General features: G+C 75.1%; 7 protein-coding genes. 3 read left to right on the plus strand and 4 right to left on the minus strand.

The genetic code is table 11. From position 1 onward, the window contains the following. Positions 1 to 35 precede the first annotated feature (35 nt). On the minus strand, positions 36 to 1424 hold the full coding sequence (locus HNR25_RS07565) for a dipeptidase (protein ID WP_184633978.1): 1389 nt from the start codon (positions 1422 to 1424) through the stop codon (positions 36 to 38). Between the two features lie 186 nt (positions 1425 to 1610). Here HNR25_RS07565 and HNR25_RS07570 point away from each other — a divergent pair, with 186 nt between their 5' ends. From HNR25_RS07570 to HNR25_RS07580, 3 genes are all read left to right on the plus strand, one after another. Beyond that, the gene (locus tag HNR25_RS07570; protein WP_184633979.1) at positions 1611 to 3365 is read left to right on the plus strand and encodes an ATP-binding protein; all 1755 of its coding nucleotides are present in this window, start codon (positions 1611 to 1613) and stop codon (positions 3363 to 3365) included. A gap of 10 nt (positions 3366 to 3375) precedes the next feature. Then, a complete protein-coding gene (locus tag HNR25_RS07575) occupies positions 3376 to 4032 on the plus strand; it encodes a response regulator (RefSeq protein WP_184633980.1) in 657 nt (218 codons plus the stop codon). A 235-nt stretch (positions 4033 to 4267) separates the two neighbouring features. Further along, positions 4268 to 5113, plus strand: a complete 846-nt coding sequence (locus tag HNR25_RS07580; protein WP_184633981.1) for an alpha/beta hydrolase — start codon at positions 4268 to 4270, stop codon at positions 5111 to 5113. Between the two features lie 39 nt (positions 5114 to 5152). Here HNR25_RS07580 and HNR25_RS07585 read toward each other — a convergent pair whose 3' ends face one another. The 3 genes from HNR25_RS07585 to HNR25_RS07595 all read right to left on the minus strand — a co-directional run bounded on the left by HNR25_RS07585 (position 5153) and on the right by HNR25_RS07595 (position 12971). Beyond that, complete coding sequence (locus tag HNR25_RS07585) at positions 5153 to 6046, minus strand: alpha/beta fold hydrolase (RefSeq protein WP_184633982.1); 894 nt, start codon at positions 6044 to 6046, stop codon at positions 5153 to 5155. 152 nt (positions 6047 to 6198) lie between these two features. After that, positions 6199 to 9672 (minus strand): ATP-dependent helicase, encoded by a 3474-nt coding sequence (locus HNR25_RS07590; RefSeq protein WP_184633983.1) that lies wholly within the window; start codon positions 9670 to 9672, stop codon positions 6199 to 6201. Beyond that, positions 9669 to 12971: an ATP-dependent helicase gene (locus HNR25_RS07595; protein ID WP_184638956.1), complete on the minus strand. Its 3303-nt coding sequence runs from the start codon at positions 12969 to 12971 to the stop codon at positions 9669 to 9671. Before HNR25_RS07595 ends, HNR25_RS07590 begins: the two co-directional genes overlap by 4 nt. Positions 12972 to 13177 lie beyond the last annotated feature (206 nt).

Genomic DNA, 13177 nt, shown 5'->3' on the forward strand with positions numbered 1-13177 from the left:
GGCGGCGCCGGGGCCGGGCGGTCCGCGGCGCGGGCTCAGCCGGCCGGCGGACCCTGGGAGCCGAGCCGCTCCCACAGGTAAGCGGCGCTTTCGGCACCCTTGAGCAGCAGGGGGATCTCGACCTTCTCGTTGGGCGCATGGATGCGGTCGTCGTCCAGTCCCACCGCGACGAAGACCAGCGGCGCCCCGAGGACGTCGGCGATGTCGGCTTCGGGGCCGCTGCCGCCCTCGCGGGTGAACAGCACTTCGGTGCCGAACGCCCGCTCCATGGCCGAGCGCGCCGCCCGCACGGCAGGCGAGGCGATGTCGGAGGCGCAGGCGCGGACGCCGGGGCCGCCGAACTCCACCCGAACGCCCAACCCCGCGGGGACCCGCTCGGCGACGAAGGCGCGGACCCGCTCCTGCACGTGCGCGGGCTCCTGTCCGGGGACCAGCCGGAAGCTGACCTTGGCGTGGGCCGAGTGGGGCACGATGGTCTTGGTGCCCGCGCCGGTGTGCCCGCTCCACATCCCGTTGATCTCGGCGGTCGGGCGCACCCAGATACGCTCCAGGGTGCTGTAGCCCGCCTCGCCGGAGGCCGCCGAGCTACCGGCGGTGGCCAGCCATTCGGCTTCGTCGAAGGGCAGCCTGGCGATGAGGTCGCGCTCCTCGGCGCTGATCTCGGCGACGCCGTCGTAGAACCCGGGGACGGCGACGCGGCCGTCGCCGTCGTGCAGCGCGGAGAGCAGGTCGGCCATGGCGCGGGCCGGGTTGGGGACCGCGCCGCCGAAAGAGCCGCTGTGCACGTCGGTCTCCGGCCCGGTGAGGACGATCTCGCAGTCGGTGAGCCCGCGCATGCCCACACACATGGACGGGACGTCGGCCGACCACATGGTGGTGTCGGAGATCACCACGACGTCGCAGGCCAGACGGTCGCGGTTGCGTTCGAGCAGATCGGCGAAGTTCGGGGAGCCCGACTCTTCCTCGCCTTCGACGAGCATGCGCACCGTGACCGGCGGCGCGTCCGCCCCGGACGCCGCCAGGCCGGCGCGCACACCCAGCGCGTGGAAGAGGACCTGCCCCTTGTCGTCGGAGGTCCCGCGGCCGATCAGCCGGTCCCCGCGCTCCTCGGGGACGAACGGCTCGGTGTCCCAGCCGTCGGCCACCCGCGCCGGCTGCACGTCGTGGTGGCCGTAGACGAGCACGGTCGGCGCGCCGGGGTCGGCGGCGGGCCACTCGGCGAAAACGGCGGGCATGCCGCCGCTTTCCCAGATCTCGACGGTGGGGAACCCGGCCGCCGCGAGGTGGTCGCGCAGCCACCCGGCCGACTTCCGCACGTCCCCGTGGTGACCGGGATCGGCGGATACGGAGGGGATCGCCGCCCACTCCTTGAGCGCCGCGACGAACTCGTCCCGGTGCTCCTCGACGTACCGGCGCACATCCATTCCCGACCGCTTCCTTCCGTTCGAATCCCGTGGCCCGCGTTCGCGGCGGATCACCGCACTCACGAGCCTAGCGGCCCCTGCGGCAAGCGTTCGCTGGGTCCTCACCGCTCGCCGATACCTGAGGACCACTCCGGCACGCGACCTGCGCGGGACGTCCGCGAGGGGGGCCGGCGGCCTAGAGTTGCGGTGAGCGTGATCGGGGCCCGCGGCGACCGCGGGTCCGGCGCGGTTCGGTACTGCGGGTGCGACGGCGGGCGGGAGATGTCGGGCGAGAAGCGGTCGACCGGGGGCGGTTCCCGTCCCCGGCGCAGCGATACGGGCGCGGCGGCAAGCGGTCCGGCCCTGGTGGGCGGTGCCGTCCTCGACGCGCTGTGGCGCACGCCCGGAAGCCGGCCGGGCGGGGCGCTGCGGCTGTTCCACGGGCCCCGCCGCCCGACCGAGGGCCGCATCGTCGCCGGTGTGTGCGTCGGGCTGGCGCGCGGGTCGCAGCCCATGGCCATCGCTCTGCGCGTGGTGTTCCCGCTGATCCTCCCGATGGGCTTCCTCGTCTACCTGCTGCTGTGGATGGTGCTGCCCAGCGCCGCCGACGCCCCCGACGGCCTCGATCCGAGCGCCGACCCGGAGGACGGCGGCCCGCTGCCGCCGGTGCAGCCGCGCGAGGTGACGGCGTGGTTCCTGCTCCTGGGCATCGGCGGGGGCGTCGCCGCTCTCGTCGCCGTGCAGCTGGTCCAGTTCCATCACGTCGCCGTGCTGCCGTCCGTGCTGCTGGGGCTCGTGATCGGCCTCCCGTGCGCCCTGCTGCCGTCCGCTCCGCTGCTGACCTGGCGGATCGTGGCGGCCGGGCTCGTCGCCGTGCTGGTGGCCGTGGCGGCCGCCGACTCGACCGCGTCCGCGCCCGGAGGCGCCCCCGGGACGGCGCCGCAACTGTGGCCGTGGCCGGTCGCCGCGCTGGTGGCCCTGCCGGTCGTGCTCTACGTCGTCGCCGTGACGTACCCCGGACGCATCGCGCTCGGCGTCGGGGTCGTCACCGTCGCCGCCGACATCGCCGCCGCGTTCCCGGTCGTGGGCACCCACCCCGGACAGGCCGTCTGGATCTCCGTCCTCGCCGCCGCCGTCCTGCTGTTCGGCTACAACGTGCGCAGCAGGCGGGCCGCGCAGCGGCGGCTGGCCCAGGAGAGCGCTCTGCGCCGCCGCGACCGCGCCCGGCAGGAGGTGCTGGAGGAGCGTTCGCGCATCGCCCGCGAACTCCACGACGTGGTGTCCCACCACATGTCCATGATCGCCGTCCAGGCCGACGCGGCCGCCTACAAGTTCCCCGATCTGGACCCCGGTCCCGCCGCCGCCTTCACCACCATCCGCGACGCCTCCCGCGACGCGCTCGCGGAGATGCGCCGCGTCGTCGGGCTGCTGCGCGAAGAGGACGAGGCGCCCGAAGCGGTGCCGCAGCCGGGGCTGGCGCAGCTTCCCGAGCTGGTGGAGAGCGCGCAGCGGGCGGCGGCGGACGTCACGCTGGAGGGCGGCGCGGCCGCGGCGCACGCCGCGGCACGGGGCCTGCCCGGCACCGTCGACCTGTCCGCCTACCGGATCGCACAGGAGTCGTTGAGCAACGCGCGCCGGCACGCGCCCGGAGCGGCGGTCACCGTATCCCTGCACCGCACACCCGGGATGCTCACCGTACGGGTGGCCAACGGGCCGCCCGCCGCCGGCACCGGCCCGGACGGCCCGGGCTCCCCCGGCGGCGTCCGGCCGGAGGGCGAGCCCGGCTCCGGGCTCGGCGCCGGCGGGCACGGGCTCGTGGGCATGCGCGAGCGTGTGGCCATGCTCGGCGGCCGGCTGCGTGCGGCCCCCTCCGCGGGCGGCGGCTTCGACGTCGTCGCCGAGCTCCCCGTCGACGGCGGCGGCCCCGCCGCCGCCCTCTCCTCCGAGACCGCACAGGATTAGGGTGGTCGCCGTGCCCATCACCGTGATCGTCGCCGACGACCAGGACATGGTCCGCGACGGCATCGCCGCCCTGCTCGACGCCGCCGGCGACATCTCGGTGGCCGCCCAGGCGTCCGACGGGAGCGAGGCCGTGGCGCTGGCCCGCGAGCACGGCCCCGACGTGGTCGTGATGGACGTGCGCATGCCCGGCATGAACGGGCTCACCGCCACCCGCGAGATCGTCGGCGAAACCGGCGAGGACGGCCCCCGGGTGCTGATGCTGACCACCTTCGACCTCGACGAGTACGTCTACGAAGCCCTCGGCGCGGGCGCCAGCGGCTTCCTGCTCAAGGACGCTCCGGTGGAGGACCTGCGTTCCGCGGTCCGGGTGGTGGCAGAAGGCGAGGCGCTGCTGGCGCCCTCGGTCACCCGGCGCCTGATCTCCGACATCGCCCGGCGCCGCCGCGAGAAGGTCCACGCTCGCCCGGACAGCGTCGACGCGCTGACCCCGCGCGAAGCCGACGTGCTGCGCTACATCGCACGCGGGCTGTCCAACGGCGAGATCGCGGCGGAGCTCTTCCTCGCCGAGCAGACCGTGAAGACCCACGTCGGGCGCATCCTCACCAAGCTCTCGCTGCGCGACCGCACCCAGGCGGTCGTATTCGCCTACGAGAACGGCCTGGTTTAGCCCGCTCGCCGGGTCCGTACCACTCGCTAGCGCGCGAATTTCACGACTGTGCGGCGGGGTGCGCGGTGAAGTCCGCGCGCTGGATCGGCGCCGAAGGCCGGTGGGGGCGCGCGGCCCGCCGCACGCCCGACCACCGGGCCGCCGCCGGTGCTGCCGCATCCCCCTCAAGGGCCAGGGGCGGATTCGCTCCGTGCGGTGACGCGCGCTCCAGAGCCCGGTCTCTAGCGTCCGGACCATGACACGACGGATCCCCGCCCTGCTGCTCAGTGCGCTGATGGCCACCGCGCTCCTGGCCTGCGGGGGACGCCCCGAATCCGCGCCCCAAGCCCGGCCACCGGAGCCGCTCGACTACGCCGGCACGACGGTGGACGGCCACCGCCTGCTCGCCGACGACCCCTCGGGGACCGGACGCGTGGTCGAAGTTCTGGGCGACCTCGGCGGCGCCGAGCACGTCGCCGTCGTCGTGCCCGGCTCGGGGCAGAACCGGGACAACTTCCGCGCGAACAGCGCCCGCCCGGGAACGGTTCCGCTCGCCAACGGCGAGGCTCTGCACGCCGCGATGCGCGGCCGTGCGCCCGAGGGGGACACCGCGGTCGTGGCCTGGCTCGGCTACTTTCCGCCCCAGGGCTACGGCCCCGATCTCGCCACGATCGGCCGAGCGCAGCAGGGGGCGCGGGCACTGGTCCGCTTCGCGCGCGAGGAACTGCCCGCCGGCGCCCACGTGACACTCTCCTGCCACAGCTACGGCACCGCGGTGTGCGGATTGGCCGCCACCCGCGCGGGGGTCGCCGACGACGTGGTCGCGTTCGCCAGCCCGGGCATGGGTGTGTCCGGCGGCGACGCGATCCGCGCCCGGGTGTGGGCCGCACGTGCCGACGGCGACTGGATCCGCTGGGTTCCCGGTGTGCGTCTGGGCCCGCTGGGGCTCGGCGCGGACCCGATGGATCCGGCGTTCGGCGCCGCCCGCTTCGACCCGGGAGACGTCAGCGGCCACACCCGGTACTACCGCCCGGGCGGCGCGGCCCTGGCCGCCGCCGCGGCGGTCGCCACGGGCGAGGGCCGGGCTGCCGGCGCGCGGTGAGCACGGGCACGGACGCCTCCGAACCGGCCCCGCCCCGACTCACGCGTCCGACAGCACCCGCCGCAGCGCGGCGGCGAACCCTTCGGGGTCGCCTTCCATGCCGGATTCCTCGGCGGCCATGTAGCCGGCGTGATGGCTGGGGAACATCGTCGGTTCGATGCCGAGCCGCTGGGCGACGCCGACCGCTCCGCGCGCGGACAGCTCTCCCCCGGACTCCCGCCCGACCGCGAGGACGGCCCGGGTCGGAGCGGCGGCCACGGCATCGTAGTCGAGCCGGTAGGAGCAGCAGGTGCGGATGTTGTGGCCGACCAGCGGGTCGTCGCGGGAACCGTCGTCCTCGGTGGGCAGTCCGTACCGCGCCGGGTCTACCGGCGTCCCGGCGAAGCCGTCGGGAACCGGCCCGTCGAGTTGGGCCAGGGAGATGAACGTGGCCATCGCCGGGCCGAACCCGCTGGTCCGGTAGGTCCGGCTGATGTCCTCGCAGGCGGCCACGATCTGCTCGCGGTCCGGCAGGACCTCGGCCAGCGGCGGCTCGTGGGCGACCAGGGTCCGCACCCGCTCGGGGTGCTCGGCCACCAGGGCGAGGCTGTTGACCGCCCCGCCGCTGCTGCCGAACAGGTCCACCCGGTCGACCCCGAGCGCCTCGATCACCAGCCGCAGGTCCTCGGCGTGCTCCTCGGGTGTGGTCTCCGCCGCCCCGTCGGTGCGGGTGCTGCGCCCGGCACTGCGCGGGTCGTAGGTCACCACGGGGCGGTCGCCGAAGTAGCCCGCCAGCGTCGTGAAGCCGCTCGCGCCCATCGGGGATCCGACCAGCATCAGCGTGGGCGCCTCGGCGGCGGCTTCGGACGGATCGCCCCGCACGTCGTAGTGGATGGTCGCTCCGGGGGCCTCCAGCGTGCGGGTCTCGGGCTCACGGGTCGTCGGTTCGGTCATCGTGGGGCTCCTCGGCATCGATCCGGCCTTCCAGGTGCAGACCGGGGCACGCGGCGGCATTCGTCGGTCGCCGCACCCCACACGATGGATGCGGCCTACGACACCGCTCCGCCCCGGACCCGCTTCCCCGGTCCGCTCGCGGGCAACCGCCGTCACGCCTGCGGCAGGTTCTCCAGCAGAGCCGCCAATCCGGCGGCGTCGAGGAGGTCGGCCGGGCGGACGGTCTCCTGCGCCCGGACGTAGTGGAAGGCGGCGCGCACGTCGTCGAGGGGGACGCCGGCCAGTTCCGCCCAGGCGATGCGGTAGGCCGCCACCTGCACGGCGACCGCTCGGCGCTCGTCCGCCGTCTGGGGCGGGCCGCCGGTCTTCCAGTCGACGACGTCGTAGGTGCCGCTGTCCGCGTCGTGGAAGACCGCGTCCATCCGCCCGCGCACCAGGCGGTCGCCGATGATCGTCTCGAAGGGGACTTCGACGTCCAGCGGAGTGCGACCGCCCCACTCGCCCTCCTCGAAGCGGCGCTGCAGCTCGGCCAGGTCCTCGTCGGCACCGGCGCCGTCGTCGGCGGCGCCGGGGAGTTCGCCCGGACCCAGCAGGCTCTGCTGGCCGAAGCGCTGTTCCAGCCAGGCGTGGAACGCCGTGCCGCGGCGGGTGTGCGGCGCGGGCGGCCGCGGCAGCGGGCGGCGGATCCGGCGTGCCAGCGCGGACGGGTCGCGGGCCAGCGACACCAGGGAGGACACCGAGAGGTGGGCGGGCAGCTCGACGGGGATCGTGCCGCCGGTGTCGGCGGGCACCGCGTCGCGATGGGCCAGCAGCAGGTCGGTGTCGCGGCTCCAGCCGTCCAGGCGGCGCCGCATGCGCTCGGGCATCCGGGCGCGGTCGAGCGTGGCGAGCCACCGCCGACCGACGGTCTCGCCCTGCGGCTCCTCCCCCTGCTGCGCATACGCCGCCGGCGGCTGCGCGTCCGGTGCCGGCTCGGCGGCCGACGCGGCGGCCTCCTCCTCCGCGCGGCCCCGCGCCCGGGCCACCAGCTCGGCGCCCTCCACGATGCCGCGGTGGCGCTGTGCCGCCGCCCCGCTCTCCTCCTCGGGCGACTGCGGCCATGCGACCGGCTCCGCCTCGACCGTCTGCGGGTTGGACTCGCCCTCCTCCGGCGGGGGCGCCCAGGCCGCCACCTTCCCGGAGCCGTCCTCGCAGGATTCGCGGATCTCCTCCAGAAACTCCGACGGCCCGCGCTTGCCCGAGCTCGCATGGCCCCACCAGTGCCCCGAGCACAGCAGCCCGAACGACGCGCGGGTCACGGCGACGTAGGCCAGCCGACGCTCCTCCATGCGGTGCCGGTCGCGATCGGCGGAGACGAACGCCTCGATGCTGTCCTTGTCCACGTCGGCGAGCTTGGGCAGCCCGTGCGCGTCGCCGCGCAGCGGAAACGGGAGCTTCTGCTCCTTGCGCGCCCAGCTGCCGGCGTCGCGCGGCTTGGTGGGGAACACCGGCGACGCGGTGCCGCCGCACAGGCCCGGGACCGCCACCAGCGGCCACTGCAGGCCCTTGGCCGCGTGCACCGTCATCAGCTTGACCGTGTCGCTTCCGCCGACCCGCTCACCCGGTTCGAGGCCTTTCTCGGCGTCCTCGGCCGAGCGCAGGTAGGAGAGGAACGTGCCGAGCGTGGGATCCTCGCTGTTTCCGACGAACCGCACCGCGGCGTCCAGGAACGCGTCCAGGTCGGCGCGGGCGGCGACCGGGTCGCGCCCGGGCCGCGCCGCCACCTCGATGTCCAGCCCCAGGGTGCGCTCGACCTCGCCGATCAGGTCGGGCAGCGGCTGGGCGGCCATGCGGCGCAGCGTGCGCATCTCCGCGCCGAGGGCGTCCAACCGCCGGTAGCCGGTATCGGAGTAGCGCTCGGGCTCCCCGGGGTCGTCCAGGGCGTCGACGAGGCTGCCGCTCTCAGCGGTCAGGTCGAGCACCGTGCGGCGCAGCAGGTCCTCGGCATCGTCGTCGGCGGGCTCCTGCGCGGACGCCGCCAGGTCCCGGCGCGTTTCTTTGGCGAGCTCGGCGGCGCGCCCGCCCAGCGCCACCAGGTCGCGGGGGCCCAGGCGCCAGCGCGGTCCCGTCAGCAGCCGCGCGAGCTCGTTGCCGGCGGTGGGGTCGTGCAGCACCCGCAGCGTGGCGATGACGTCGCGGACTTCCGGAACCGTCATGAGTCCGCCGAGCCCGACCACTTCGACGGGGATGCCGCGCTCTTCCAGCGCCTCGCGCAGCACCGGGAACTGGGAGCGTTTGCGGCACAGCACCGCCACGTCGCCGTAGCTCAGCCCGTTGCCGCCCTCACCGGGCGGCCATTCCTCCCCGTCGGGGGCGATCCGGGCGGGCCGGCCGGTCCGCTCCCCCACCGCGTCGGCGATCCAGCGCGCCTCCTCGGTTTCGGTGGCGAACAGGCCGCACGCGACCGCGCCGCGTCCGCGACGCGCCGCTCCCGGGTACAGCACGGGCACGTATCCGCTTTCGGCGCGCAGCGGTTCGGAGATGCGCCGGGCCGCTTCCAGCACCCGCTCGCCGTTGCGGAAGCTCGTGGCGAGCTTGCGCACCGGTGCCGGACGCCCCGGCGCCGCGGGGAAATCGGTGGGGAAACCGATGAGGTTGCCGGCGCTGGCGCCGCGCCAGCCGTAGATGGACTGGCAGGGGTCGCCGACCGCGGTGACGGGGTGGCCGGCACCGAACAGCGCCCGCAGCAGCAGGAGCTGCGCATGGCTGGTGTCCTGGTACTCGTCCAGCAGCACCACCCGGAACCGGCTCTGCTCGATCAGCCCGACCTCCGCGTGGCGCACCGCGATGCGCGCCGCCAGCGCCACCTGGTCGCCGTAGTCCACGACTTCGCGGTCGTTCTTGGCGGCGATGTAGCGCTCGACCAGCGGCAGCAGCTGCTCGCGGCGGCGCTGGACCTCGGCGAGGTCGCGGGTGGGGGCGAGCGGTCGGCGCGGCAGGGCGGCGACGCGGTCGGCGATCCAGGCTCCGATACCGCGCACGTCGTCGGGGGTGCGCAGGTGGTCGGAGAGTTCACCGGCCAGCTCCAGCATCCGGTCGGTGACCTCGCGCGGGCCGACGGTGACGGCGTCCATGGGGCCGTCGTAGTCGGCCACGATGCGCGCGGCGAGCTGGTAGGACTGGCCTTCGCTGAGAAGCCGCACCGACGGCTCGACCGCCTCGCGCAGGGCGTGGTCGCCGACCAGGCGGGCGGCGTAGGAGTTGTAGGTGGACACGGCGGGGTCGCCGTCGAGGAGCTCCTCGGGCACCTGCTCGGTCTCGCGCAGTTGGTCCAGCCGCTTGCGTACGCGTTCGGCCAGCTCGGCGGCGGCCTTGCGGGTGAAGGTCAGGCCCAGCACGTGCTCGGGGCGCACGAGTCCGTTGGCCACCAGCCACACGACCCGCCCGGCCATGGTCTCGCTCTTGCCGGATCCGGCTCCGGCGACGACCACCCCGGGCTCTAGCGGGGCCGCGATGACGTCGGCCTGCTCGGAGGTGGGCTCGGGCCGGCCCAGCAGGCGCGCGAGTTCGGCGGGGCTCAACCGGCGCCGTGCGCCCTCGGCCGCCCCGGAACCCGTCTGCTCGGTCCGGTGCTCCGCGGGGCTCACACGCGCTTCCCCTCGTCGTGCGCGGGGCAGCTGGAGCGCACGGCGCAGGAGTCGCAGAACTCGTTGCGCATCGCCTGGAAGCGTGCCCCCGACATCCCCTCGGCCACGCCGCGCACCAGGTCCTGCGACCACTGCGGGTCGGGGTCCTCGCCGAGCGGGGCCTGCGCCTGGGTGCGGGCCCGGTGCGTGTAGGCGGCCCGGGTTCCGACCTGGACCAGTTCGGCCCCGCCGGGCTCGGCCAGCCCGAGCTGGGAGAAGGCCGACTTGAGCACCGCCAGCTGGTAGACGCCCAGTTGCGGGTGGCGCGCAAGGTCGGTGTCCTTGGGTTTGCTGTTTCCGGTCTTGACGTCGACGACCACGGCGCGGCCCTGGTCGTCTTTCTCCAGCCGGTCGACGCGCCCGGTGATCTCGATGCCCCCGATGTCGACCTTGAACCCCTCCTCGGTCACCACGAGTTCGCGCTCGCCGGACTCGTGCCAGGCGATGAGCTTGCGCACCATCTCGTCGGCGCGCTCGCGCTCCTTGCCGGCGAACCACGGGCCGCCGAAGTCCAGTTCGGACCAGATGTCGTCCATGCGGCGCCGGATGTCCTCCATCCCCGCGCCGTCGGCGACGAGTACGGCGACGGCGTGCACGATACTCCCCAGCGCGGAGGTGACCTCCATCGAGGAGGCGCCGGCGGCGTTCTCCAAGAGCCAGCGCAGCTCGCAGGTGGTGAACCGTTCGACCTGGGAGGGCGATACGCGGATGCCGCCGTCGTCGGTGTCCTCGACCAGGGGGCGGTCGTCGGAGACGGGCGTGAGGGCGTACCACTCGGCGGGGTCGGCGCCGCGCACGCCTTCGTCGGCGAGGCGCGCGAGGTGGGCGGCCGAGGCGCGGCGCACCGGTTCGGAGCGCTGGGGGTCGGTGACCACCGAGCGCAGGTCGGCCACCAGTGCAGGCAGCGACAGCCAGCGGCGCCCGGTGCTGACGCGCTCGGGCTCGCCGAGGCCGAGTTCGGCGAGGAAGCGCGACGGGCGCTCCTCGGTGTCGTCGCCGCCCACCGCCGTGACGACCAGGGTGCGGCGAGCGCGGGTGCAGGCCACGTAGAACAGCCGCCGCTCCTCGTCGAGCAGCTTCGATGCGGCGGCCGCGCCGGCGGCACCCGTCGCGGCGGGACCGTCCTCGGCGGCGGAGGCACCGAAGCCGGCGGCGGAGTCCACGAGCTGCTCGACGCCCAGCAGCGACCCGCGCAGCCGCAGATCGGGCCAGTCGCCCTCCTGGACCCCGGCGACCACGGTCAGCTCCCACTCCAGCCCTTTGGCGCGGTGCGCGGTGAGGATGCGTACGGCCTCGCCTTCGGGCGCGCGTTCGGCGAGGCTGTCGGCCGGGATCTCCTGGGCTTCGAGGTCCTCCAGGAAACCCAGCGGCAGTCCGGGCGGCAACCGGTCGCAGTAGCGCGCGGCGCTCTCGAACAGGGCGACGACGGCGTCGAGGTCGCGGTCGGCCGCGGCGCCGCGCCGCCCGCCGGCCTGGCTCGCGCGCAGCAGACGGTCGGACAGGCCGCTGGCCTGCCAGATCTCCCACAGCACGTCCTCGGCCGAGCCTCCGCCCGCGGCGCGGTCGCGGATCAGCCGCAGGTAGCCGGCGATGCGCTGGGCCGGGGCGGCGACGTCGGGGTCGACCAGGGTCAGTTCGCGCGGGTCGCGCAGTGCGTCGGCGATCAGCGCGGAGGAGGGGCGGTTGCCGCGCGCATGGCCGTGCGGCGCCTCGTCGGAGGGATCGGGGGAAGCCGCGTCGGCCGCCTCGGCCGCCTCGGTGGCCTGGGCGGAGCCGGCGGCCTCGTCGTCCCCCGCGTCGTCCTCGCCGGAGCGGCGGCGGGCGGCGCGATAGTCCAGGTCCAGGCGGCGCAGCGCGCGGGCGAGGCGGCGCAGCCGGACGGTGTCGGCCTCGCCGAACTGGCTGGTGAGCAGGTCGTGCGCGGCGGCTTCGTCGATGGTCGCGGGCCGCAGTGCGCAGCGGAGGAGCAGCAGCATCGCACGCACGACCGGTTCCACGGCCAGCGGCATCTCGTCTCCGCCCACCGCCACGGGTACGCCGGCGGCCGACAACGCGCGGCGCAGCGTCGGCATCTGCCGGGAGGCCGAACGCACCAGAACCGCCATCTGCGACCACGCCACACCGTCGATCAAGTGGGCGCGGCGCAGGACGTCGGCGACGACGGCTGCCTCCTGTGCGGTGCTTTCGGCCATCAGCACCTGCGCCGTGCCCTCGGGCGCGGAGTCGGCGGGCACCAGCGCCCGGTGGGCGTTCACCGATCCGCCGCCGGCCGCGGGCGCGGCGGGCAGCCGGCGGGCCACCCCGCGCGAGGCGTCGAGCAGGCCGCTGCCGCTGCGCCGGCAGGTGCGCAGCGCCACCACGGGCGCGGGGCCGCCGCCGAACCCGGGGAAGCGCTGCGGGAACTCCAGGATGTTGCGCACGTCGGCGCCGCGGAAGCCGTAGACGGACTGGTCGGGGTCGCCGACCGCCACGAGGTCGCGGCCCTCGCCGGCGAGGGCGTGCAGCAGCTCCTCCTGGGCGGGGTCGGTGTCCTGGTATTCGTCGACGAAGACGACCTCGCGGGCGGCGCGCTCGCGCGCCTGGACCTCGGGGTCGTCGAGCAGGTTGGCCGCTACGCGTACGAGTTCGGCGTAGTTGAAGGTCGGCGCCGGCGCCACGTCGAAGCGGCCGGTGTAGCGGTCCAGGAAGTCGCCGACGGCGACCCAGTCGTCGCGCCGGTGCTCGCGGCCGAGGCGGTCCAGGTCGGCGGAGTCGATGCCGCGCTCCTGGGCGCGCATCAGGAAGTCGCGCAGCTCTTCGGCGAACCCGCGGGTGTGCAAGGCGGGCCGCAGCCGCTCGGGCCACATGTCGGCGCCGTCGGCGGCTTCGCCGGCGAGCAGTTCGCGGACCTCCATGAGCTGCTCCGGCCCGGAGAGCAGCCGTGGCGGGTGGTCGCCCAGGCGCCCGAACTCGCGCCGGATCAGCGCGTACGCGTAGCTGTGGAACGTCAGCGCCAGCGGCTCGCGCGTGGTGCGGCGCAGGCGCGCGGTGATGCGTTCGCGCAGTTCCTGGGCGGCTTTCCGGCTGAAGGTGAGCACGAGGATCCGGGCGGGGTCGACGCCGCGGTTGTCGATGCGGTCGACCACGGCCTCGACGATGGTGGTGGTCTTTCCCGTACCCGGTCCGGCCAGCACGAGCAGCGGGCCGCCCGCGTGGGAGACGACTCGGCGCTGGTTCTCGTCCAGGATCGGCGGCGGCGTTTCGGCATGCACGCGCCGCACCAGGCGGTACGGGGAGGTCCTCACCCGCCCCAGTCCACCAGACGCCCACGACGGTCCGGAGCGATCGCGGCTATCACGCGGGTCACCGGCCCCGGTGTGATTTCCGAAGGGGCGGGGTGCGCCGGGGTGCGACCCGGCGTAGGAAGCCGTTCAGGATACGGGTACACGCGTGTCCTGAGCCGTCGCCTCGCGGCGCGGGCGGCCAC

The sequence above is a fragment of the Streptomonospora salina genome, assembly GCF_014204715.1.
GTDB lineage: Bacteria > Actinomycetota > Actinomycetes > Streptosporangiales > Streptosporangiaceae > Streptomonospora > Streptomonospora salina.

Excerpts from the sequence above, each read along its gene's own strand:
- HNR25_RS07565 (WP_184633978.1), bottom strand. The coding sequence starts at position 1,424 with ATGGATGTGCGCCGGTACGTCGAGGAGCACCGGGACGAGTTCGTCGCG.
- HNR25_RS07580 (WP_184633981.1), top strand. The coding sequence starts at position 4,268 with ATGACACGACGGATCCCCGCCCTGCTGCTCAGTGCGCTGATGGCCACC.
- HNR25_RS07585 (WP_184633982.1), bottom strand. The coding sequence starts at position 6,046 with ATGACCGAACCGACGACCCGTGAGCCCGAGACCCGCACGCTGGAGGCC.